This is a genomic window from Pseudomonas sp. ICMP22404 (genome assembly GCF_006227205.1).
Taxonomy (GTDB): Bacteria; Pseudomonadota; Gammaproteobacteria; order Pseudomonadales; family Pseudomonadaceae; genus Aquipseudomonas.
In genome coordinates, this window is sequence record NZ_VCNG01000001.1 from 437,308 (window position 1) to 459,120 (window position 21,813).

Below are 21,813 nucleotides of genomic sequence, written 5' to 3' on the forward strand. Positions count from 1 at the left end.
TGCTCGCGATTGCGGCGTGTCAGAACAGACAATGTCACTGACGAACCGCTATCGCGAGCAGGCTCGCTCCCACAAAGGATTTCTCTGGGCACCAGATTTCGCTCACATCCACCCATACTCCGCCATCGACAGCGGTTCCCCATCGCCAACGATGAAGTGATCGAGCACTCGCACGTCAATCAGCTCCAACGCCTCTTGAAGTCGCTCAGTGAGTAACCGATCGGCCTGGCTGGGCTCGGTGTTGCCGGAAGGATGGTTGTGGCACAGGATCAGCGCGGCGGCGTTGTGGGCCAGGGCGCGCTTGACCACTTGCCGGGGATGAACGCTGGCATTGTCGATGGAGCCGCGAAACAGCGTCTCGAAGCCCAGCACCTGATGCCTGGAATTGAGAAACAGGCAGCCAAACACTTCATGGGGCTCGTGGCGCAGCATCGATTTCAGGTACTCACGGACGATGCCCGGGCTTTCCAATGTCGTTCTTTGCCGCGCCCGTTCGGCCAGATGCCGCCGGCTCATCTCCTGCGCCGCCTGCAACTGCGCGAACTTCGCCGGTCCCAGGCCCATATGGCTGCTGAACGTGATCTGGTCGGCCTCCAGCAGCGCGCGCAGGCTGCCAAATTGAGTCAACAGTTGTCGCGCCAGATCCACCGCGCTTTTCCCCGACACGCCGGTTCGCAAGAAAATCGCCAATAGCTCGGCGTCAGAAAGACTCCCTGCCCCCGAAGCCAACAACCTCTCCCGCGGCCGCTCGGCCACGGGCCAATCCCGAATACTCATAGGCTCTCCCTGATGGTGGGCACCGCTGTTCCATAGCGGTCGCTGTGATATCGTAGCCCATCTTTTTTGCAGGCGATTTGCACCCCGGCAGGCTGCTGTCGAGAGGTTCGCCCTGCATTGACCACTGAAATCCAAAGGCAGGCTTATGCAGCGGCTGTATCGGAAACGCATCGTTCTGGGCGTCGGCGGCGGCATTGCCGCCTACAAGAGCGCCGAGCTGGTTCGCCGACTCATCGACCAGGGCGCGGAAGTGCGGGTCGTCATGACCCGTGGCGGCAGTGAATTCATAACCCCGCTGACCATGCAGGCCCTGTCCGGGCACCCGGTCCACCTGGATCTGCTCGACCCGGCGGCCGAAGCCGCCATGGGCCATATCGAACTGGCCAAGTGGGCCGACCTGGTACTGATCGCCCCGGCCACCGCCGATCTCATTGCTCGCCTGGCCCAAGGCATCGCCAATGACCTGCTGACCACCCTGGTGCTCGCCACCGACGCGGTGGTCGCTGTCGCACCGGCCATGAACCAGGCCATGTGGCGCGATCCGGCCACCCAGGCCAACCTGCAACTGCTCGAAAGCCGCGACCTGAAAGTCTTTGGTCCGGCCTCCGGCAGCCAGGCCTGCGGCGATGTGGGCATGGGCCGCATGCTCGAAGCCACCGACCTGGCCCAATGTGCCGCCGACTGCTTCCAGCGCCACGCCCTGACCGGAAAACATGTGCTGATCACCGCCGGGCCGACCCAGGAAAACATCGACCCGGTGCGCTACATCACCAACCACAGCTCCGGAAAAATGGGCTTCGCCTTGGCCGAGGCCGCAGTGGAAGCCGGCGCCCGGGTGACATTGATCACCGGCCCCGTACACCTGCCGACGCCGGATCGGGTGACCCGCATCGACGTGGTCAGCGCCCGGGACATGCTCGCGGCCTGCGAAGCGGCCATCCCCTGCGACCTGTTCATCGCCTCGGCAGCGGTAGCGGACTACCGTCCTGAAGTCATCGCCCCGCAAAAATTGAAGAAAGACCCTACGAGCGGCGACGGCCTGCTATTACAAATGGTCCGCAACCCGGACATCCTGGCCACCATCGCCACCCGTCCCGACCGCCCCTTCAGTGTCGGCTTCGCCGCCGAAACCGAAAACCTGCTCGATTACGCCGCGCGCAAACTCAAGGACAAGAATCTGGACTTGATCGTCGCCAACGACGTCGCCAACCCGAGCATCGGCTTCAACAGCGAAGAAAACGCCTGCAGCGTGATCGACCGCCAGTTGCACGCCACCCTTTTCGCTCAGACCAGCAAGGGCAAGATCGCCCGCCAACTGATCACTTTCATCGCCGAACGGCTGAACCAGGTTTAATTTTCCATGCACGCTCTACAAGCCAAGATCCTCGATCCTCGCATCGGCAACGAATTCCCACTGCCGCAGTACGCCACGCCGGGCTCCGCCGGCCTCGACCTGCGGGCCATGCTCAAGCAGGACACCGTCCTGGAGCCGGGCCAGACCCTGCTGATTCCCACCGGCCTGTCGGTGTACATCGGCGATCCGGGCCTGGCCGCGCTGATCCTGCCGCGTTCGGGCCTGGGTCATAAGCACGGTATCGTGCTGGGCAACCTGGTGGGCTTGATCGACTCCGACTACCAGGGCGAACTGATGGTGTCGTGCTGGAACCGTGGTCAAACGGCATTCAACATCGCGGTGGGCGAACGCATCGCCCAACTGGTGCTGGTACCGGTGGTCCAGGCCCACTTCGAACTGGTCGAGGAGTTCGACGAGAGCCAGCGCGGCGCAGGCGGTTTCGGGCACTCCGGCAGTCACTGACAGGCGGGATCGGGCCGGGCATGCCGCCCGGCCGGTTTATTAAGCTTCTGTTTCAGGGCAAAAAATGCGCAATGGCTTTCTGCTAGGTTTCCCATCCGGAATCAAGGTATTAGGCGAGCGAGGCCAGGGTAACGCTGTCTCATGGCATTTTCCCACCACGAACTCTCTGTCAAAAACGCCGTCATACCCTTCAGCTTGAGCCTGCCGACGCTGATCGTCGGCCTGTCCAGTCACTTCTGAATAGAGCGTCCCGCCCATGAACACCCCAGCCGCAATCGCACCGATCTTTCCTGACAGCATCTTCCGCGCCTACGACATCCGTGGCGTGGTGCCGGAAACCCTGACCGGCGAAACCGCCTACTGGATCGGCCGCGCCATTGGCTCCCAGAGCCTGGCCCAGGGCGAACCGAACGTGTGCGTCGGCCGCGATGGCCGCTTGTCCGGCCCCGAGCTGGTCGAGCAGCTGATCAAGGGCGTTGCCGACAGTGGCTGCCACGTCAGCGACGTCGGCCTGGTCCCGACCCCAGCGCTGTATTACGCCGCCAACGTATTGGCCGGCAAATCCGGCGTGATGCTTACCGGTAGCCACAACCCGTCGAACTACAACGGCTTCAAGATCGTCATCGCCGGCGACACCCTCGCCAACGAGCAGATCCAGGCCCTGCACACCCGTCTCAAGACCAACGACCTGAGCAGCGGCAAGGGCACCGTCACCAAGGTCGATATCCTCGAGCGCTACAGCGACGAAATCGTCAAGGACGTGAAGCTGGCCCGTCGCCTGAAAGTGGTGGTCGACTGCGGCAACGGCGCGGCCGGCGTGATCGCCCCGCAACTGATCGAAGCCCTGAACTGCGAGGTCATCCCGCTGTTCTGCGAGGTGGACGGCAACTTCCCCAACCATCACCCGGACCCGGGCAAGCTGGAAAACCTTGAAGACCTGATCGCCAAGGTCAAGGAAACCAACGCCGACCTGGGCCTGGCCTTCGACGGTGACGGCGACCGCGTGGGCGTGGTGACCAATACCGGCAGCGTCGTGTTCCCTGACCGCCTGCTGATGCTGTTCGCCAAGGACGTCGTGGCCCGCAACCCCGATGCGGAGATCATTTTCGACGTTAAATGCACCCGTCGCCTGGTGCCGCTGATCAAGGAATACGGTGGTCGTCCGCTGATGTGGAAGACCGGCCATTCGTTGATCAAGAAAAAAATGAAGCAAAGCGGCGCGCTGCTGGCCGGCGAGATGAGCGGCCACATCTTCTTCAAGGAGCGCTGGTTCGGTTTCGACGACGGCATCTACAGCGCCGCACGCCTGCTGGAGATCCTCAGCAAGGAAAAATCCAGCGCCGAAGACCTGTTCGCGACCTTCCCGAACGATATTTCTACGCCAGAAATCAATATCCATGTGACCGAAGAGAGCAAATTCAGCATCATTGATGCACTGCACGACGCTCAATGGGGCGAAGGGGCCGAACTGACCACCATCGACGGTGTGCGGGTCGACTATCCCCACGGCTGGGGCCTGGTTCGCGCGTCCAACACCACACCGGTGCTGGTCCTGCGTTTCGAGGCCGATAACGAAGCCGAGCTGCAGCGCATCAAGGATGTGTTCCACACCCAACTCAAACGTGTTGCACCCGATCTTCAACTACCGTTTTGATTTTTTGAAGCGCCACTGGAGCCCTGAATGACCCTCGAACGCGAAGCCGCCACCAACACCGCCAAGGTCCTGTCCGAAGCGCTGCCTTATATCCGACGCTACGTCGGCAAGACCCTGGTGATCAAATATGGCGGCAACGCGATGGAAAGCGAGGAGCTGAAGACCGGCTTCGCCCGCGACATCGTGCTGATGAAGGCCGTGGGCATCAACCCGGTGGTGGTGCATGGCGGTGGCCCGCAGATCGGCGACCTGCTCAAGCGCCTGTCGATCGAAAGCCACTTCATCGATGGCATGCGCGTCACCGACGCGCAGACCATGGATGTGGTGGAAATGGTCCTCGGCGGCCAGGTCAACAAGGACATCGTCAACCTGATCAACCGTCATGGCGGCAGCGCCATCGGCCTGACCGGTAAGGATGCCGAGCTGATCCGGGCGAAGAAACTCACCGTCACCCGCCAGACGCCGGAAATGACCCAGCCGGAAATCATCGACATCGGCCATGTGGGCGAAGTGGTCGGCATCAACACCGACCTGCTGAACCTGCTGGTCAAGGGCGATTTCATCCCGGTGATCGCGCCTATCGGCGTGGGCGCCAACGGCGAGTCGTACAACATCAACGCCGACCTGGTGGCCGGCAAGGTCGCCGAAGCACTGAAAGCTGAAAAGCTGATGCTGCTGACCAACATCGCCGGCCTGATGGACAAGTCGGGCAAGGTCCTGACCGGTCTGTCGACCCAACAGGTCGACGATCTGATCGCGGACGGCACCATCTACGGCGGTATGCTGCCGAAGATCCGTTGCGCACTGGAAGCGGTGCAAGGCGGCGTCGGCAGCTCGCTGATCATCGACGGCCGGGTGCCGAATGCGATCCTGCTGGAGATCTTCACCGACACTGGCGTGGGTACGTTGATCAGCAATCGCAAGCGTCCATAAGCCACACCCCAAAAAAGACCCCGCTCAGCCTGGCTGAGCGGGGTCTTTTTTTTGCACCGGCCACCTGCGAAATACCCCATGTGGGAGCGAGCCTGCTCGCGATGGCGGAATGGGCTTCAACACTGATGTTGACTGATCCGCCGCTATCGCGAGCAGGCTCGCTCCCACAGGGGATTGTGCAAGCCGATCAGACGCCGAACTGCGCCCGATAAGCCTCGACCGCCGGCAAATGCTGCTTGAGCTGCGGGTCGTCGGCCAAAAACTCCAGGACCTGGGTCAGCGAAACGATGCTGATGACCGGAATGCCGAAGTCGCGCTCCACTTCCTGGATCGCCGACAGCTCGCCGTTGCCACGTTCCTGACGGTTCAGGGCGATCAGCACACCGGCGGCCTTGGCGCCGTCCTGGGAAGCGATGATCTGCATCACTTCGCGGATGGCGGTGCCGGCGGTGATCACGTCGTCGATGATCAACACGTCACCGGTCAGCGGCGCGCCCACCAGGCTACCGCCTTCACCGTGGGCCTTGGCTTCCTTGCGGTTGAAGCACCAGGGCAGGTCGCGGTCGTGGTGTTCGGCCAGGGCGACGGCGGTGGTGGCGGCCAGCGGGATGCCTTTGTAGGCCGGGCCGAACAGCACGTCGAACGGAATCCCGCTCTCGACGATGGCCGCCGCATAGAAACGACCCAACTGGGCCAGGGCGGAACCGCTGTTGAACAGGCCGGCGTTGAAGAAGTACGGGCTCGTGCGCCCGGACTTGAGGGTGAACTCACCGAAGCGCAAAACCCCGCGATCGATGGCAAAGCGAATGAAATCGCGCTGATACGCCTGCATGAAAAAAAGCCTCAAATACCGCGGATTTAGCTAAATAGGTACACGGCGTGTATCATACACGCACGTGATTTTTGGGGCCATTTATGCGGATCATCAGTGTGAACGTCAATGGTATTCAGGCTGCAGTGGAGCGAGGTTTGCTCAGTTGGCTGCAAGCACAGAATGCCGACGTCATCTGCCTGCAGGACACCCGCGCCTCCGCCTTTGAACTGGACGATGCAGCCTTCCAACTGGATGGTTACTTCCTTTATGCCTGCGATGCCGAAGTCCCCGCCCAGGGTGGCGTGGCTCTGTACTCGCGGCTGCAACCGAAGGCTGTCATCAACGGTCTCGGTTTCGAGACGGCGGACCGCTACGGGCGCTACCTGCAGGCCGATTTCGACAAGGTCAGCATCGCGACCTTATTGCTCCCATCGGGGCAGAACGGCGATGAAGATTTGAATCAGAAATTCAAGTTGATGGACGATTTCGCCCGTTACCTGGATAAGCAGCGGCGCAAACGTCGCGAGTACATCTATTGTGGCTCGCTGTACGTGGCGCAACAGAAGCTGGACATCAAGAACTGGCGCGACAGCCAGCAGTCCCCGGGTTTCCTGGCGCCTGAACGGGCCTGGATGGACGAGATCATCGGCAACATGGGCTATGTCGACGCCCTGCGCGAAGTCAGCCGCGAAGGCGATCAGTACAGCTGGTGGCCGGACAACGAGCAGGCCGAGATGCTCAATCTCGGCTGGCGCTTCGACTACCAGTTGCTGACGCCCGGCCTGCGCCGTTTCGTGCGCAGCGCCCGCTTGCCGCGCCAGCCACGCTTCTCGCAGCATGCGCCGCTGATCGTGGATTACGACTGGACGCTGACGATCTAAGCATCGTTTCGCACCCACAAAAAAACCGACAGCACTGTCGGTTTTTTTGTGGGCAATCCCTTTCCCCTGTGGGAGCGAGCCTGCTCGCGATGGCGGAATGGGCTTCAACACTGATGTGACTGATCCACCGCTATCGCGAGCAGGCTCGCTCCCACACGGGCCATGCGTTGATCGTTATTTGATCAACCGCCAGGTAAACGGGTATCGGTACGGCTGCCCTTCATTGGCCTTGATCCCGCCGATGATGGTCAACACCAGCGCGCCGATGGCGATCAGCCCGAACAGGAAGAAGCCGATCACCACGATCATCAACAGGAAGCTGATAAGCGAGGCAATCGCCACGGTAATCTGGAAGTTCAGCGCTTCCTTGCCCTGGGCATCGATGAACGGATCGGACTCGCGCTTGATCTGCCAGAGCACCAGCGGCCCGATCAGCGTACCGAACGGAATCACCAGGCCCGACAAGGCGGACAAGTGACAAAACATCGCCCATTGACGCGCCTCCCTGTCCGGCTGGGGCAGTAGCACTTGTTCATCACTCATGACGCTCTCCTTGTCTGAAGCGCTGTGGATCAATCGGCCAGGGCGGCCTTTTGCAGTTCGAAAATTTCGCTCATGCCTTTCTTCGCCAGCTCCAGCATAGCGTTCAGCTCTTCAGGCTGGAACGGCGCGCCTTCGGCTGTGCCCTGGACTTCGATGAAGCCGCCAGCACTGGTCATGACCACGTTCAGGTCGGTCTCGGCGGCGGAGTCTTCCAGGTAATCCAGGTCCAGCACCGGCTCGCCCTGATACATGCCTACGGACACCGCGCCGATCATCTGCTTGAGCGGGTCGCCGCCCTTGAGGCCGCCGCGCTTCTTGATCACCTTCAAGGCGTCGACCAAGGCCACCATGGCACCGGTGATGGACGCGGTGCGGGTGCCGCCGTCGGCCTGGATCACATCACAATCGACGTACAGCGTCACGTCACCCAGCTTGGACATGTCCAGGGCAGCACGCAGCGAACGGCCGATCAGGCGCTGGATTTCCAGGGTGCGCCCGCCTTGCTTGCCACGGCTGGCCTCGCGCTGGTTCCGCTCACCGGTGGCGCGCGGCAGCATGCCGTATTCAGCCGTCAACCAGCCCTGGCCCTGGCCCTTGAGGAACCGTGGCACGCCATTTTCGACGCTGACGGTGCAGATGACCTTGGTATCACCGAATTCGACCAGTACGGATCCCTCGGCGTGTTTGGTGTAGTTGCGGGTAATGCGGATCGAGCGGAGCTGATCGGCAGCGCGACCACTTGGACGTTTCATAGGGAACACCTGTACAGAGGACGGAAAACTGCCGGCATTATAAAGCCGCGAATCGTCCTAGGGCAGTTTAAAACGTCGCGACGCTTTGAAACCGCCGCGCCGCATGCCGCTCAAAGGCCCGCCCGACGGGTTGCAGCGCTTTGTCACAGGCACGGTTTGGGGGCACGCGCCTCACTGCGCTACAATCCTGCGCCTTTGCTGCCCGTCGGCTTTTTATCCACAGACCCCAGGCGCCACGACCCCGGTCGTGCCCGGCCTGCATTGCGAGGAACCTCCATGGTGCACAGCATGACCGCCTTCGCCCGCGTCGAAAAGGCCGGCGCCCAAGGCACCCTGAGCTGGGAACTGCGCTCGGTCAACAGCCGCTACCTGGAGCCGCACCTGCGCCTGCCCGAGTCCTTCCGCGACCTGGAAGGCGGCGTGCGCGAAGCACTGCGCCAGGGCCTGTCCCGGGGCAAGCTGGAATGCACCCTGCGCTTTACCGAAGAAAGCACCGGCAAGCCATTGCAAGTGAACCGCGAGCGCGCCGCGCAATTGGTGGCAGCGGCCGAAACCGTTGCCAGCCTGATCAAGAACCCCGCCGCCCTGAACCCGCTGGAAGTTCTGGCCTGGCCTGGCGTGCTGGTGGGCGATGCCAGCGATCCCCAGGCCCTGAACGCCGAGGCGCTGGCGCTGTTCAACCAGGGGCTCAAGGAACTCAAGGCCGGCCGTGAGCGCGAAGGCGCGGAACTGGCCCGGCTGATCAACGAGCGCCTGACCTCCATCGAAGAAGACGTGGCGACCCTGCGCGAACTGGTTCCGCAGATGCTCGCCACCCAACGCCAGAAAGTCCTGGATCGCTTCGCCGACATGAAGGCCGAGCTGGATCCGCAGCGCCTGGAACAGGAAATGGTCATGCTCGCGCAGAAAAGCGACGTGGCCGAAGAACTGGATCGCCTGAGTACCCACATCATCGAAGTCCGCCGGGTGCTCAAGTCCGGCGGTGCGGCCGGTCGCCGCCTGGACTTTCTGATGCAGGAACTCAACCGCGAAGCCAATACACTGGGCTCCAAAGCCTTCGACCCGCGCAGCACCCAGGCTGCGGTCAACCTCAAGGTGTTGATCGAGCAGATGCGCGAACAAGTGCAGAACATTGAGTAAGGCTAACCCGACATGACCCACAGCACCGGCACTCTCTACATCATTTCCGCGCCCTCGGGCGCCGGCAAGACCAGCCTGGTCAAGGCCCTGATCGACGCCGAGCCGCAGATCCGCGTCTCGGTCTCCCACACCACCCGCGCCATGCGCCCGGGTGAAGTGAACGGCGTGAACTACCACTTCGTCGACCGCGAAGAGTTCGTGAAGATGGCCGAGCACGGCGACTTCCTGGAGCGCGCCGAAGTCTTCGGCAACCTCTACGGCACCTCGCAGAGCTACTTGCAGCAGACCCTGGACGAAGGCCACGACCTGATCCTGGAAATCGACTGGCAAGGCGCCGAACAGGTGCGCAAGCTGATGCCACAGGCCCGTTCGATCTTCATCCTGCCACCGAGCCAGCAAGCCTTGCGCCAGCGCCTGAACAACCGTGGCCAGGACAGCGACGAGATTATCGAAGGCCGGATGCGTGAAGCCGTCAGCGAAATGAGCCACTACGTGGACTACGATTACCTGATCATCAACGATGATTTCGCCCACGCGCTGAACGACCTGAAGGCGGTTTTCCGCGCCAATCAGCTGCAACAGAAACGCCAGCAGCAACGTTTCGGTAAATTATTGGCCGAACTGCTGGGCTGACCGCCCCTTCCCAAAACCGCTGCAACGGCTTTACATTGGTACTTGCAGCGCGCCGAGGGGTTTGGTTAAAAAATCAGCGCTTCCCTAAACGCTGGTGTTTTTTTAAACTGTCGAGTCCGCTCGCCCAACCGGGCAGCGCGCATATCGCATTCGCTCCGAGGAATACCATGGCCCGCGTAACCGTTGAAGACTGCCTAGAACACGTGGAAAACCGCTTTGAGCTGGTCATGCTCTCTACCAAGCGTGCCCGTCAACTGGCCACCGGCGGCAAAGAGCCATTGGTCCAGTGGGAAAACGACAAGCCTACCGTGGTAGCGCTGCGTGAAATCGCCGAAGGCCTGATGAGCTACGAGTTCATCGCCAACGCTGAAATCGTTGAAGACGAACCGCTGTTCGCAGCGTTCGAGGACGAGTCCAACGAGGCGGTCTAAATCTATGCCTGGTCGACGTAGCACGGCGCGGGGTCACAGCAAACGGCAGGAGTCATCATCATGCCGAGCATAGACGCCCTCGCCGATCGCTTATCGGCCTACCTCGGCACGGACCAGGTCAATCTGGTCCGCCGAGCCTACTTCTACGCCGAACAAGCCCACGACGGCCAACGCCGCCGCAGCGGCGAGGCGTATGTCACGCACCCGCTCGCGGTGGCGGGCATCCTTGCCGACATGCACATGGACCATCAGAGCCTGATGGCGGCCATGCTCCATGACGTGATCGAAGACACCGGCATTGCCAAGGAAGCGCTGCAAGCGCAGTTCGGCGAAACCGTGGCCGAACTGGTCGACGGGGTCAGCAAACTGACCCAGATGAACTTCGAGACCAAGGCCGAGGCCCAGGCCGAAAACTTCCAGAAAATGGCCATGGCCATGGCCCGCGACATTCGCGTGATCCTGGTCAAGCTCGCCGACCGCCTGCACAACATGCGCACCCTGGAAGTGCTGTCCGGCGAAAAACGCCGACGCATCGCCAAGGAAACCCTGGAAATCTACGCGCCCATCGCCAACCGCCTGGGCATGCATGCGATCCGCATCGAATTCGAAGACCTCGGCTTCAAGGCCATGCACCCGATGCGTTCGGCGCGCATCAACCAGGCCGTCAAGCGCGCCCGGGGCAACCGCAAGGAAATCGTCAACAAGATCGAAGAGTCTCTGAGCCACTGCCTGGCCATCGACGGCATCGAAGGCGAAGTCAGCGGGCGGCAGAAACACCTCTACGGCATCTACAAGAAAATGCGCGGCAAGCGCCGGGCCTTCAACGAGATCATGGACGTCTACGCGTTCCGGATCATCGTCGACAAGGTCGATACCTGCTACCGCGTGCTGGGTGCTGTGCATAATTTGTACAAACCGCTGCCGGGACGCTTCAAGGACTACATCGCGATTCCCAAGGCCAACGGCTACCAGTCGCTGCACACCACGCTGTTCGGCATGCACGGCGTACCGATCGAGATCCAGATCCGTACCCGTGAAATGGAAGAAATGGCCAACAACGGCATCGCTGCCCATTGGCTGTACAAATCCAGCGGTGACGAACAACCCAAGAGCACCCACGCTCGGGCCCGACAGTGGGTCAAGGGTGTGTTGGAAATGCAGCAGCGGGCCGGCAACTCCCTGGAGTTCATCGAGAGCGTCAAGATCGACCTGTTCCCGGACGAGGTCTACGTCTTCACGCCCAAAGGCCGGATCATGGAGCTGCCCAAAGGCTCCACGGCGGTGGACTTCGCCTACGCGGTGCACACCGACGTCGGCAACAGCTGCATCGCCTGCCGGATCAACCGTCGTTTGGCACCGTTGTCCGAACCGCTGCAAAGCGGCTCCACGGTGGAAATCGTCAGCGCCCCCGGTGCGCGGCCGAACCCGGCGTGGCTCAACTTCGTGGTCACCGGCAAGGCCCGCACCCACATCCGCCACGCCCTAAAGCTGCAACGCCGCTCCGAATCCATCAGCCTCGGCGAACGCCTGCTGAACAAGGTGCTGAACGGTTTCGACAGCTCGCTGGAAAAAGTCCCGGCCGAGCGCGTGCAAGCGATGCTCCAGGAATACCGCCTCGAACTGGTCGAAGACCTGCTCGAAGACATCGGCCTGGGCAATCGCATGGCCTATGTCGTCGCCCGCCGCCTGCTGGGCGAAGGCGAACAACTGCCAAGCCCTGAAGGCCCACTGGCGATCCGCGGCACCGAAGGCCTGGTGCTCAGCTACGCCAAGTGCTGCACGCCGATCCCGGGCGACCCGATTGTCGGCCACCTGTCTGCCGGCAAGGGGATGGTGGTGCACCTGGACAACTGCCGCAACATCAGCGAAATCCGCCACAACCCGGAAAAATGCATCCAGCTCTCCTGGGCCAAGGATGTCACCGGCGAATTCAACGTCGAGCTGCGGGTCGAGCTGGAACACCAGCGTGGCCTGATCGCCCTGCTGGCCAGCAGCGTCAACGCCGCCGACGGCAACATCGAGAAAATCAGCATGGACGAGCGCGACGGCCGCATCAGCGTCGTCCAACTGGTGGTCAGCGTGCACGACCGCGTACACCTGGCCCGCGTGATCAAGAAACTGCGAGCCCTGACCGGCGTTATCCGCATCACCCGCATGCGCGCATAACCCCCAATAGCCCAGCCATTACAAGGAGTCATACATGACCAAAACCGTCATCACCAGCGACAAGGCCCCGGCCGCCATCGGTACTTATTCCCAGGCGATCAAGGCGGGCAACACCGTGTACATGTCGGGCCAGATCCCCCTGGACCCGAAAACCATGGAGCTGGTGGAAGGCTTCGAAGCCCAGACCGTACAGGTCTTCGAAAACCTCAAGGCCGTGGCCGAGGCCGCCGGCGGGTCGTTCAAGGACATCGTCAAGCTCAACATCTTCCTCACCGACCTGAGCCACTTCGCCAAGGTCAACGAGATCATGGGCAAGTACTTCGACCAGCCCTACCCTGCCCGCGCCGCCATTGGCGTAGCGGCCCTGCCAAAGGGCGCGCAGGTCGAGATGGATGCCATCCTGGTCATCGAGTAACAAGGCCGGCGCAGCGTCCCCCGCTGCGCCGTTTTCGTTTTGAAAGGATTCCACCATGCGCAAAGCGCTTGCTCTCCCGCTGCTCGCCCTCCTCCTGGCCGGCTGCGCCAGCGACCCTGCCGACCGTGACATCAGCGGCACCTGGATCAACCAGGCCGCCATCGACGCTGCCGCCAAGGGTGGCCCCCTGCGCGAAGCGCTGCAGGCCTATGGCCCCAACCTGGAATGGGACATCAACACCCGAGCCGGTCAGGCGCGCTACACCAACGGTTTTGAAAACGTCGAAGGCAAGTTGCTGGCCGAAGAAGACGGCCTGTGGAAAGTCGACATCTACGGCAGCGCCGCCAGCGAACTCAAGCGCGACGGCAACCAACTGAGCCAGGCCGCCACCGAGAACGAGCCACAGCAAGTATTCAACCGCGCACAAGTCCAGGTCCCAGAAGGTGCCCCCATCGGTGCCAGTTTCGAGCGAGCGCTGTACGCCGCCTACCTGGACGGCACCTGGAACATCGTCAACGGCCCCGGCCAAGGCGCCACCGTACAGTTCCAACCCGACGGCCAAGTCAGCGGCCTGCCGGGCGCCGACCGCTACGCCCTATGCCTGGCAGGCGACTGCGCCACCATGAGCAACGGCAACGACACCATCTGGCTGCAGCAGAAAGGCCATGGGAATACTTGGATCTTTGCTCGCGATGGGAAGCAGCTGGAAATCTTCCAGACGGTGAATGCGTCGTTGGCGGATGAGATACCGTCGTATACGGCGGGGCCTCGGCAGTGGGTGTTGGAAAAGCAGTAGCCTGCTCCCTCTGCACTAGCCCGCCGGCTTCAGCGGCGGGCGCCTCCGTCACCACGAAGCTCAGTGCCCACCAATTTGACCTTTCTGCCCACATGCCTCGGAGTGCTACAAAGCTAATTTGTAAGAGGCGCGCCCAACACAATGACATCGGCTAACTTGTTCAACGCAAGGATAGTGATGTGCATACCCAGCTTGATGTCGACAGTTTTTAATCGATATCAAAATGGAAGTCGCCATTCGTAATCTCTTCCCAGCTTTCCTGCCCGCGAGCAGGTCATTGAGGGCCATCGTTGCGCCTCCAGCGGCCGCTCTTGTGCTTTTTCTTCAGGCAAAAAAAAGCCCAGGACCGCCGAGCAGGTTCTAAAAATTACCTGCGAGCTGTACTGAGCTGTTGGTCAATTTTGGTCAACGTTGTCACCTCCGTCAACCCCGAATAACTGGAATAACCAGATCATAGGAAACCAGAGATGACTGAACGGATTCGACCCGAAGCAGCCCTTCGCGGAAGGCTGCTATCGGCCAAAAGCGGACAGTGATAGAAAAATAAATCTGTCCCCTTTTCTGTAGTGTGGAATGCGGTTTATGGAGCGGCTTTTTAGGAACTCAAGAATAATTTGGACCAAGAAAAATAGGGGTTAGGAATACTCGTCTTGGTATTCGCCGTTAATCTCAAGCAGGATCTCAAGAAAGGGACTATCAGGCAGGATTCGAATTTCTTGGGCTATATCATATCTTTTTACGAGTGAATACAAAGATCCCAGAGGGTCATCTAACCTAGCCTCATAAGCCCCATAAATTGAAATAAGAATAGCAGCCTCATCAGTCAGATGAGCCTTGACAATATCCGCATATACCCGCTCACTTCGTGTCGGATAGGGAGCCTCTTCAAGATTACCTATATAGGATGGGCCAATATCACCACCAGGGGCGTTATAAAAGTTAAACTTAAGGAGCTCCCTAGCTATATTAATATAGTTAATTACTTTCCGAAAAATAAAATAATGCTGATCACCACCGTCAGCAATACCCACTCCAGTTGCGGTAGCGTTCAAAAGCGTTTTTTCTATTATCGACTCATACAGAACGCTCGATTTGCTGATATCACTCAATAAGCGATTATGCTGATCAAGTAGTGCAAAAAAAGTGCCCTCAAACTGTTGTTTTATCTGCGTATTAGACTGCTCATCAAGCACTTCTTGCGTGCGCTCCTGCGCCTCTGCGGAACGCTGTAGCTCTCGCCTTGTTAACTCCAACTCCTTCCCTTGCAACACGATGGTTAAAAGCAAGGCGATCAACCCAAAAAAACTTAGAATCGGATTGAGGGTACCACCTAAATAGTCGCCAAACGTGCCCCAATCACCACGGTCCGCACTTAAAGAGTAGGCACCAAATTTGTAAAAGTAAAAAGAAAACACAGCAAACACTACTACGACAGCGCTACAAACAATTCCGTACAGAAGCTTTACCACTCCGTCAGCAGTTTGACTACTCTTCTTATCCATATGATATATTTCTCACTTCCATAAAAAAATACAAAATTTTGTAAGCTAGGCTCGTTCGCATGATGCACGACAATCCCACCACTGTTAATGCCTATTACACAACAATATTTTAGGGGCGACATAAGATGCCTGTAGGGCATACTTTATGCCGCCCAATAAAACCGTAGACGCTAATCTACAGGGTTTCTAAGAGTGGAGACCGAGGTCGGAATCAAACCGGCGTAGGCGGATTTGCAATCCACAATATTTTACTTATCAATCAGTAGGTTGTATTGATATAAATTCCGCAACACTGCTATTTTCGACCGAACGTAACCTAGGCAGGACAAGCATGCCTAGCTGGGTTGCGGAGCTTTTTTGGGCAACTCACTTATCCCCACTACCCCAACGAAGTGCATTGAAGGACAGATCGATCTGGTTGAAAACATAGATCCACCGTAAGAACGTTCTCACGTTCGCCGGTTTTCAAGACTAATATGCAAAGCGGAAAGCCGCCATGAAGGAAGTAATTTTCGTTGCCATCAGGCACACTCCTCAAGCTATCAAATACGAATTGAACAGATTCTGTCATCGCCACCTGATCAATCTGTCCTGAATCCTGTTATTACGATCTTTCGAACTACTCAACTATCTTCCTTTTTTTCTTGCACGCAGGAAGCGAGCATCGTCGATATCTCAGTAGCCTCCTCGGGTCGAGATTTTCTTAGTTCCTCCAAGCACTTGGATAAAAAATCCACCGAAAAAGCAGTCACTTGCCTTTGCGTGGCAACGAAATCCTCCGTCAGTACTTTTTTGATTTTTTTTACGAAGTTATCGATACTCCATTCATCGTTCCTTTTTATTGCAGAATTCAACCCCTCAACTGAAGCAATTAGTACATTGCCTGGGACTTTCTTCAACTCCCAAATATTGATTTCCAATCTACTTATCTCTGTAGCAGTCCTGAGCTGGTGTTCTTGAATCTTATCAAAATTAACTTCAGCTCGAGCAGCTGACTTCAACATCTCTGAAACCTTCTCCTCTAGTGCAGTTCGAAATTGGTCGAACTGAAATCGAATCTCTGTAGCGTGAGCCAACATCCTATCGAGATCCTGCTGACTTCTTGCTTCATGCTTAGTATCAATTTCTCTACTTGCCCTTTCAAGCTTTGAGTCAACTTCGGAATTAAAAACCTCAAGCTTTGCAGCATAATCTTCTTGAATCCGCTTAATATCGCGCTCATGAACTTTAAAACTTGTAAAAAAGCTAGCCGTTACTAAAATCAGTACAATACTGACAGCTACTCCAAGCGCCCAAATAACGACAGTTATAAATGTGCTCTGAAACTCTGCTGTTATTAAGTTTTTTTCTTTAAGGATAGCCAACTCGGATGCTAAAGCCGCCTCTCTCTTTACGCGTTCGATGCCACTTTCGGAATCACTATCTGATTGATAATCAAATTTCGGATTTTGCTTAGTTTCAACGCCACTATGGACTGAAGCAGCAATCACCTTCCTCTCTTGCTCCTTCGCAATAGAGGACGTCGCAAAAGCACCCACCGCAAAAAGCATGGCGCACATCACTACGCCTAATATTTTCGAACTCATATTGTCTTCCCTGAAAAACCTATCATAGATAGCAGTAAGCCACCATTGTACTTCTTTTTAGCTCGAATGCGTGTTTTGCCTGATGCTTTTGAATTTCCCTGGTCGCTGAACACGCAGGCGACCATTGTGTGGCATATATCTGTCTCAGTGATCGCCTTAAAATTTTAGCGGCTATCCAAATTTGCGGCTTGATAGGAAGTGAAAAGCGCCTTCAAGGTAAGTCCTTTGACAAAATATCCTCCATCCCCCGTATTGGCCTAATTACGCCATGTCCCTACCCCCCATTCAGCCTTCGCTTTTCCGTACCCCCGATGATGGATTGGGAGGAGCCCTTCCCCAGAACCCCGGCCTCCCTGACTCAGCCGCTATAATCCTTTCGCGTTGTAGCAATTTCTAAGCACGTTGAAATCACTGCCTGCCAAGGGCACTACCGGCACTATGCTTCTATCTCGTTTGGAGGAAGCCGACGCCATGCCTGATGATTATTCGCTGTGCGATGTACTTGAGAGGATGTACTCCAACCAGCTGGCCTTGGAGGCAGCTTTAATGGAGTTGACACTACACCTAGAGCAGCAAGGCTCGTCATAGGTAGGGAATAACGTTCGTGGCGCGCTTGACACGATTGGTGAAAACGCCGGCTACATTAAACAGGGCTTAGCCAAACTCAAGGGTTCGAGTTCCGACCAAGCCTAAGCCATCTCAGGTTTGCAGCAGGGGATCCCAACTCCGGCAGCGTAAGGAGGTGCTGGCAGGAAGCAATCGGCCGAACACGGTCGTTCGTGAGCGTCAGCTATCGGCCAGAAGCGGACAGTCACTGAGCTCTCAGTTTTCGGAAGCGTCCGCCGGTTATGGTCTAGCTTATGTTTGGCTCATACTCATCATTGTAATGGGCATACTCTGAGCACCTATCGCAGAGCACCCCATTCTCTGACTCGTAACCTTCAAGCGTCCGATTGCAACCTCCGCACCGTGGTGGTTGATAGCTATACCCGCAGAGATGACAGTGGCCCTCGGTTAAGTCAAACATAGGTGCGCCACAACTACCGCAGTCTGTAATAACCTCCTCCTCGCTGAAAGGGTCTTCCTTCGCGAGTCGTAGCTCCTCAGCCATTAATTCAATAAGCAGATCGGTCTGGTTGCAGGCAACGCAGTTGTAACGGAACTCAAAGTAGTCGAACGGCATCCCCGCCTCGAGATCCTCACGGTTAGGCTCGAGCAATGGAGACCCGCAAGCGCGGCATACGCAAGTCTTAAGTAGTTCGCGTGTATGCTCCATAACCCCTAGCTCTGCCCAATGGCGTTGAATCTCATCCAAGTTGCGAGCGAAGAACTCATGATTTTTGAGCATCACCTCCCATGTACTACCTAACAGGGCTGCTGGGTTCTCCGAAAGCTCGTGCGTGATGAAATCTCTCAGGAGCGGGAAAAGGTCAAGCAAGAACTTGTTGATGTCTTCCAATGGGTGTTTTGGATGCAGATGTTCAAGATCGTTCCGGCACGTTTGCAAAGCGTTAATCGCTTTCCAGTCAGTCCGTATTTCCAACCCTTCGAAATGAAGCTGAATGTCTGCTACATCGATGGTCTTGTTTCTTTCAAGCTCGGGGCGCCATTGGATCATTCCGTCATCGGTGCGGCATGGTTTGAATTTCCTGGCCTTGTAGATCAGGCTCGCCGCGTGCTCCGGGGAATCGGCTAGAGTTGAAATCTTGTATTTGAATAGTAGAAGTACACCGGCGAACAGATTACGAGCGGCTGATACAGCTCGGAGTGGGTTTCCGGTTTTTCCCTGAGTGAATTGATAGTCCTCAATTCCCAGCTGGATTGAGGTCACCGCGTTTTCAAGAATCTTCGCCTTATCTAACGTCGGCGCGTTGTTCCCGGACATCTATCTCCCTCCCTAGTACCGCGCGGCGCATTGAGGCAGCAAGATACCTGATGCCTGACTAACAAAAACTTCCCTCAAGCCCGCGCTGGGCAGCCTTGTTGCTATGACTTGGTTCGCTGCTGCGCTGCCGATCAATCGTCCGGCCGCCGCGATAGTTTTCTACAGGTCAAATCTGTCTTGGTGACACGTAACTCACCCCATCTGAATTTTTTAAGGTCAGTCCCCTTTTTTGTGTAGCTCTCGACCAAGGTTTCAGGTCTTGAGGTCCAAAGGCCCCGCCATCGATACCGTTGTTCAATCGACGAACGTTACCCGTGGGTCGGATAGTACCTTTCTGCGACAAGCAGCAATCGGCCAAAAGTTGACAATCTACGTCACTATGAACTCGGGTAAATCCCCATTACGCATCAAGGAAATTGATGCGTAATGGCAGAGTACTTTACGCTACTAAGTCTTCGACTTTTTTCCATTCAATACAATTCTCTGGCTTTGGCTTACCAGGATCCAAAAGAAAATCCAAAAGTGCTTTAACCTTGTTCGCAGCTTCGGGATCGTTTTGAATTTTCACGAATGCTCGATACGGTTTTTCATCTTTCTCTTCGCTTCCAAAAAGTGCTGTTTCAAAACAGGTTTTACAAGCGACTAGCCGAACTTTTCCCTTGGCATTTTCCAAATCAAAAACCGATTGGATAGTTTTATTCATTCCCCAGGCAGGGTTGGCTTTTCCTTTGGCTGTCTCGGGAGAATCAGTGTCGTGCAAAATAGTGAACTGTTTAGAAAACTGAAGAAGCACTTTAGCGACTGAAGGGATTATCCCCTTGCCGCGAGCGCGTATAATCTGTACGTCCTTGTACTCATCGATATACATGTCTCTTATTATCGAAAATGCAGTATATTCAGTATCGCCTTCAACAATTACTTGTCGACCGCCAAAAAAGAATTCATTAAGGTAAGGGTCGCAAATATTGAGCATCTTCAGATTTTTCTTGTCGTCGCTATCTAGTCTTGCTCGTTCAGGGCGAAATAATGTGGTGCTTTTAACATTTTCATTCTCGCCACGGAATACTCTAACTATTGTCGTATTGTCCCGAGATAGATCGATAAATATTGGCGAATGAGATGTAATCATTACCTGCCAATTACCGCTTTGAGGTAAGTCGTAAAGTACAGCGCGAGCCTCTCGAATAGCTGAAGGGTGCAAACAGATCTCTGGCTCATCCATAAGCAAAACGTGTGGCCGGGTTCCTTCGCCATCATTTACTTCCGAGAGATACTTTAATGCCGCCCACAGGAGCGTTCGACGGGCTCCACTTCCCTGATTTGCGATACCCGACAAGTATCCATCTTTTGGCCCCATTAAAAGATCTGTAGTGGCCTTGAAGGGAGTGTAGGCCTTTTCAATGTCCAGTTCAGGCTTAGCGTCAAACATGACGTGGTGATTGGGGAATAATTTGTCTAGATATTTGGAGATCTCGGCCTCGATTACTTTGACCTCTTTATCTGTCGCTGCCACTGCTTTTGTTTGCAGGTCTCTGATTTTTTCTATTACCAATTCATAGTCAGATTTTTCTTGTTCGGGATCGCTTTTTATTTTCGTTAACTTGTCCTTTAATAGTGATGTTATTAATTTTGAAATTTCAGTGGCTTGGTCGTCGGGAGAAGCAAAAGCATCAATTCGATGAGGCCTTGGTCTTTTTGAATTAGCTATATTAGGTGCGCCCCAAGGGACTTGCTTGTCCCAACTTCCTTTTTGGACGTCCCAACCTTGGCGTATAGGGTCTTTGCCAGGATTTTCCCAAGTCCATTGTTCCCTGACTAAATATTCGTTATTCGGTAGCAAGCCTAGCCAGCGGTCTCCGGGGGCTTTATCAAAAACTATCGTCTGCAATTCAATATTTGGAAGCCTCTCCACGTCAACCATGCCGCTTGGAAAATCTTGAATATTTAATTTTCCGTCATTTGAACCATGAGACATGACTGTTTCATACGCTTTTAGAATGCTACTTTTTCCAGCGTTATTCGCACCAACGAGTACAACTATATCGTCAAGTTCTATTTCGACAGGTTCTGAGCCGATAGACCTAAAGTTTTTAATTATAAGTTTGTGTAGGCGTGGACGGGGCGAATCTGGCGCGGTTAACGAAACTGCTTCCAAAACAGCTGCTTTCTGCTTTGCCATTTTGCAATCCTCAGACACGGTAATGATCCAAGGCCACGTCTACGCTCCCTGTAGATCAGTACCGATCGTGAGCCCGCATTTACCAGTATGTCAATTTAATATCACTCTCTCGCCTTCCCATTCGTCGGGCAGGGTTAAGAAACAAGACAGATATTTTCGAGCCTATCGTATGTCCGCTTTTGGCCGACAGCAGTCGCTAAAGAACGTCTGTATGAATCAGAAATTCAACAATAATACAGCTGTGGATTATGTGAACCCGACGCAATGCGCCGGGTTTTTATTTAGAAGCTAACCTCTACCGCGGCTCAACATTATCCAGCGCCCGGTTCGCCAGCAACGAACTCAGCTCGATCAGTTGCTGAATGCCGAGGGCGACGTGACGACGTGAGCCGTCCAGCTCGAATGCCAGATCACTGACCATGGCATCAGCCGAAGCCAGGGTTTCGCTGAGGTTGGCGAGCAGGCATTCGTTGTCGACTTCTTCTACGACGGTGAATAGCTGGCCCGGTTGAGTGTCCGCTTTGGGCTTTGTCTGTTTGGGTAACAGGTAGAAATCTAGGGCACGTTTGGCGGCGGCATCGACTTTTTGGGCATTGATGCCATCGATGTGGGGGGAGGTTGGGTCTGCTTCTGGAGGATTCGGAGTTATTTTGAACATTCGTATATTTCCACTAGTAGGGCCGCAACCGTCTCGCTACTAAACGAAAAGGCGGCAGCTGTGCGCAAGTTAGTAGACCGGTGAAATACACAAAGCCCGGCGCGCCCGAAGGCGCCATGCGCACAGCCACCATCGAATGCAGGCGAACGCCTGATTGATGAGGCTCATGCAGCCATGTGTATTACCGGGCTACTAAACCCGACCACTGATGGGCAGTGGCAGGAAAACGATAGAGCCTAGGGACATGGCGCA

The 21,813-nt window shown here is 56.3% G+C and carries 19 protein-coding genes and 2 pseudogenes; 12 read left to right on the forward strand and 9 right to left on the reverse strand.

What is annotated here, in order from left to right; genetic code table 11:
- Positions 1 to 102: 102 nt before the first annotated feature.
- Positions 103 to 777, reverse strand: coding sequence for a DNA repair protein RadC (radC, locus tag FGE05_RS02045; RefSeq protein WP_139641155.1), 675 nt, complete (start codon positions 775 to 777; stop codon positions 103 to 105).
- Between the two features lie 145 nt (positions 778 to 922).
- Here radC and coaBC point away from each other — a divergent pair, with 145 nt between their 5' ends.
- From coaBC to argB, 4 genes and pseudogenes are all read left to right on the forward strand, one after another.
- Entirely contained in the window at positions 923 to 2,131 is a 1,209-nt protein-coding gene (coaBC, locus tag FGE05_RS02050; protein WP_041022862.1) for a bifunctional phosphopantothenoylcysteine decarboxylase/phosphopantothenate--cysteine ligase CoaBC, read from the forward strand.
- 6 nt (positions 2,132 to 2,137) lie between these two features.
- Positions 2,138 to 2,593: a dUTP diphosphatase gene (gene dut, locus FGE05_RS02055; RefSeq protein ID WP_047702584.1), complete on the forward strand. Its 456-nt coding sequence runs from the start codon at positions 2,138 to 2,140 to the stop codon at positions 2,591 to 2,593.
- Positions 2,594 to 2,843: 250 nt separating this feature from the next.
- A pseudogene (locus tag FGE05_RS02060) lies at positions 2,844 to 4,247 on the forward strand (phosphomannomutase/phosphoglucomutase); the annotation flags it as partial.
- A 27-nt stretch (positions 4,248 to 4,274) separates the two neighbouring features.
- Complete coding sequence (argB, locus tag FGE05_RS02065) at positions 4,275 to 5,180, forward strand: acetylglutamate kinase (RefSeq protein WP_053192101.1); 906 nt, start codon at positions 4,275 to 4,277, stop codon at positions 5,178 to 5,180.
- 187 nt (positions 5,181 to 5,367) lie between these two features.
- Here the strand turns inward: argB and pyrE are convergent, their stop codons facing one another.
- Complete coding sequence (gene pyrE, locus FGE05_RS02070) at positions 5,368 to 6,012, reverse strand: orotate phosphoribosyltransferase (protein WP_047702586.1); 645 nt, start codon at positions 6,010 to 6,012, stop codon at positions 5,368 to 5,370.
- An 83-nt stretch (positions 6,013 to 6,095) separates the two neighbouring features.
- On the opposite strand from pyrE, the gene FGE05_RS02075 reads away from it, so the two are divergent.
- On the forward strand, positions 6,096 to 6,875 hold the full coding sequence (locus tag FGE05_RS02075) for an exodeoxyribonuclease III (protein WP_013694557.1): 780 nt from the start codon (positions 6,096 to 6,098) through the stop codon (positions 6,873 to 6,875).
- A 174-nt stretch (positions 6,876 to 7,049) separates the two neighbouring features.
- Here the strand turns inward: FGE05_RS02075 and FGE05_RS02080 are convergent, their stop codons facing one another.
- Both FGE05_RS02080 and rph read right to left on the reverse strand, forming a co-directional pair.
- Positions 7,050 to 7,418, reverse strand: coding sequence for a DUF4870 domain-containing protein (locus FGE05_RS02080; RefSeq protein ID WP_024780255.1), 369 nt, complete (start codon positions 7,416 to 7,418; stop codon positions 7,050 to 7,052).
- Between the two features lie 29 nt (positions 7,419 to 7,447).
- Positions 7,448 to 8,170, reverse strand: coding sequence for a ribonuclease PH (gene rph, locus FGE05_RS02085; RefSeq protein ID WP_024780256.1), 723 nt, complete (start codon positions 8,168 to 8,170; stop codon positions 7,448 to 7,450).
- A gap of 276 nt (positions 8,171 to 8,446) precedes the next feature.
- On the opposite strand from rph, the gene FGE05_RS02090 reads away from it, so the two are divergent.
- The 6 genes from FGE05_RS02090 (at position 8,447) to FGE05_RS02115 (ending at position 13,751) form a co-directional block, all read left to right on the forward strand.
- Complete coding sequence (locus FGE05_RS02090) at positions 8,447 to 9,310, forward strand: YicC/YloC family endoribonuclease (protein ID WP_139641158.1); 864 nt, start codon at positions 8,447 to 8,449, stop codon at positions 9,308 to 9,310.
- A gap of 12 nt (positions 9,311 to 9,322) precedes the next feature.
- Positions 9,323 to 9,943, forward strand: a complete 621-nt coding sequence (gene gmk / locus FGE05_RS02095; protein ID WP_139641160.1) for a guanylate kinase — start codon at positions 9,323 to 9,325, stop codon at positions 9,941 to 9,943.
- Positions 9,944 to 10,110: 167 nt separating this feature from the next.
- The gene (gene rpoZ / locus FGE05_RS02100; protein WP_003177259.1) at positions 10,111 to 10,374 is read left to right on the forward strand and encodes a DNA-directed RNA polymerase subunit omega; all 264 of its coding nucleotides are present in this window, start codon (positions 10,111 to 10,113) and stop codon (positions 10,372 to 10,374) included.
- 60 nt (positions 10,375 to 10,434) lie between these two features.
- Positions 10,435 to 12,540 (forward strand): bifunctional GTP diphosphokinase/guanosine-3',5'-bis pyrophosphate 3'-pyrophosphohydrolase, encoded by a 2,106-nt coding sequence (gene spoT / locus FGE05_RS02105; protein WP_055135215.1) that lies wholly within the window; start codon positions 10,435 to 10,437, stop codon positions 12,538 to 12,540.
- 34 nt (positions 12,541 to 12,574) lie between these two features.
- Positions 12,575 to 12,955, forward strand: coding sequence for a RidA family protein (locus FGE05_RS02110; protein WP_014340863.1), 381 nt, complete (start codon positions 12,575 to 12,577; stop codon positions 12,953 to 12,955).
- 55 nt (positions 12,956 to 13,010) lie between these two features.
- Positions 13,011 to 13,751, forward strand: a complete 741-nt coding sequence (locus tag FGE05_RS02115) for a hypothetical protein (RefSeq protein WP_139641162.1) — start codon at positions 13,011 to 13,013, stop codon at positions 13,749 to 13,751.
- A gap of 635 nt (positions 13,752 to 14,386) precedes the next feature.
- Here FGE05_RS02115 and FGE05_RS02125 read toward each other — a convergent pair.
- Positions 14,387 to 15,253 carry a hypothetical protein gene (locus tag FGE05_RS02125; protein WP_139641164.1) on the reverse strand — a complete coding sequence of 289 codons (867 nt, stop codon included), beginning with the start codon at positions 15,251 to 15,253 and terminating at the stop codon, positions 14,387 to 14,389.
- Between the two features lie 623 nt (positions 15,254 to 15,876).
- Positions 15,877 to 16,839: a hypothetical protein gene (locus FGE05_RS02130; protein WP_139641166.1), complete on the reverse strand. Its 963-nt coding sequence runs from the start codon at positions 16,837 to 16,839 to the stop codon at positions 15,877 to 15,879.
- 471 nt (positions 16,840 to 17,310) lie between these two features.
- On the opposite strand from FGE05_RS02130, the pseudogene FGE05_RS30005 reads away from it, so the two are divergent.
- Positions 17,311 to 17,532: pseudogene (locus FGE05_RS30005) on the forward strand (hypothetical protein).
- Between the two features lie 160 nt (positions 17,533 to 17,692).
- Here FGE05_RS30005 and FGE05_RS02140 read toward each other — a convergent pair.
- The 3 genes from FGE05_RS02140 to FGE05_RS02150 form a co-directional block, all read right to left on the reverse strand.
- On the reverse strand, positions 17,693 to 18,724 hold the full coding sequence (locus FGE05_RS02140) for a hypothetical protein (protein WP_139641168.1): 1,032 nt from the start codon (positions 18,722 to 18,724) through the stop codon (positions 17,693 to 17,695).
- 439 nt (positions 18,725 to 19,163) lie between these two features.
- A complete protein-coding gene (locus tag FGE05_RS02145; protein ID WP_139641170.1) occupies positions 19,164 to 20,903 on the reverse strand; it encodes an ATP-dependent endonuclease in 1,740 nt (579 codons plus the stop codon).
- 295 nt (positions 20,904 to 21,198) lie between these two features.
- Positions 21,199 to 21,561, reverse strand: a complete 363-nt coding sequence (locus FGE05_RS02150; protein ID WP_139641172.1) for a DUF6124 family protein — start codon at positions 21,559 to 21,561, stop codon at positions 21,199 to 21,201.
- Positions 21,562 to 21,813 lie beyond the last annotated feature (252 nt).

What these genes read in the sequence shown, in the direction of transcription:
- rpoZ (WP_003177259.1), top strand. Translation starts at nt 10,111, where the DNA reads ATGGCCCGCGTAACCGTTGAAGACTGCCTAGAACACGTGGAAAACCGC.
- FGE05_RS02090 (WP_139641158.1), top strand. Translation starts at nt 8,447, where the DNA reads ATGGTGCACAGCATGACCGCCTTCGCCCGCGTCGAAAAGGCCGGCGCC.
- FGE05_RS02115 (WP_139641162.1), top strand. Translation starts at nt 13,011, where the DNA reads ATGCGCAAAGCGCTTGCTCTCCCGCTGCTCGCCCTCCTCCTGGCCGGC.
- dut (WP_047702584.1), top strand. Translation starts at nt 2,138, where the DNA reads ATGCACGCTCTACAAGCCAAGATCCTCGATCCTCGCATCGGCAACGAA.
- radC (WP_139641155.1), bottom strand. Translation starts at nt 777, where the DNA reads ATGAGTATTCGGGATTGGCCCGTGGCCGAGCGGCCGCGGGAGAGGTTG.
- spoT (WP_055135215.1), top strand. Translation starts at nt 10,435, where the DNA reads ATGCCGAGCATAGACGCCCTCGCCGATCGCTTATCGGCCTACCTCGGC.
- FGE05_RS02130 (WP_139641166.1), bottom strand. Translation starts at nt 16,839, where the DNA reads ATGAGTTCGAAAATATTAGGCGTAGTGATGTGCGCCATGCTTTTTGCG.
- argB (WP_053192101.1), top strand. Translation starts at nt 4,275, where the DNA reads ATGACCCTCGAACGCGAAGCCGCCACCAACACCGCCAAGGTCCTGTCC.
- coaBC (WP_041022862.1), top strand. Translation starts at nt 923, where the DNA reads ATGCAGCGGCTGTATCGGAAACGCATCGTTCTGGGCGTCGGCGGCGGC.
- rph (WP_024780256.1), bottom strand. Translation starts at nt 8,170, where the DNA reads ATGAAACGTCCAAGTGGTCGCGCTGCCGATCAGCTCCGCTCGATCCGC.
- FGE05_RS02145 (WP_139641170.1), bottom strand. Translation starts at nt 20,903, where the DNA reads ATGGCAAAGCAGAAAGCAGCTGTTTTGGAAGCAGTTTCGTTAACCGCG.
- FGE05_RS02110 (WP_014340863.1), top strand. Translation starts at nt 12,575, where the DNA reads ATGACCAAAACCGTCATCACCAGCGACAAGGCCCCGGCCGCCATCGGT.
- FGE05_RS02075 (WP_013694557.1), top strand. Translation starts at nt 6,096, where the DNA reads ATGCGGATCATCAGTGTGAACGTCAATGGTATTCAGGCTGCAGTGGAG.
- gmk (WP_139641160.1), top strand. Translation starts at nt 9,323, where the DNA reads ATGACCCACAGCACCGGCACTCTCTACATCATTTCCGCGCCCTCGGGC.
- FGE05_RS02150 (WP_139641172.1), bottom strand. Translation starts at nt 21,561, where the DNA reads ATGTTCAAAATAACTCCGAATCCTCCAGAAGCAGACCCAACCTCCCCC.
- FGE05_RS02080 (WP_024780255.1), bottom strand. Translation starts at nt 7,418, where the DNA reads ATGAGTGATGAACAAGTGCTACTGCCCCAGCCGGACAGGGAGGCGCGT.
- FGE05_RS02140 (WP_139641168.1), bottom strand. Translation starts at nt 18,724, where the DNA reads ATGTCCGGGAACAACGCGCCGACGTTAGATAAGGCGAAGATTCTTGAA.
- pyrE (WP_047702586.1), bottom strand. Translation starts at nt 6,012, where the DNA reads ATGCAGGCGTATCAGCGCGATTTCATTCGCTTTGCCATCGATCGCGGG.
- FGE05_RS02125 (WP_139641164.1), bottom strand. Translation starts at nt 15,253, where the DNA reads ATGGATAAGAAGAGTAGTCAAACTGCTGACGGAGTGGTAAAGCTTCTG.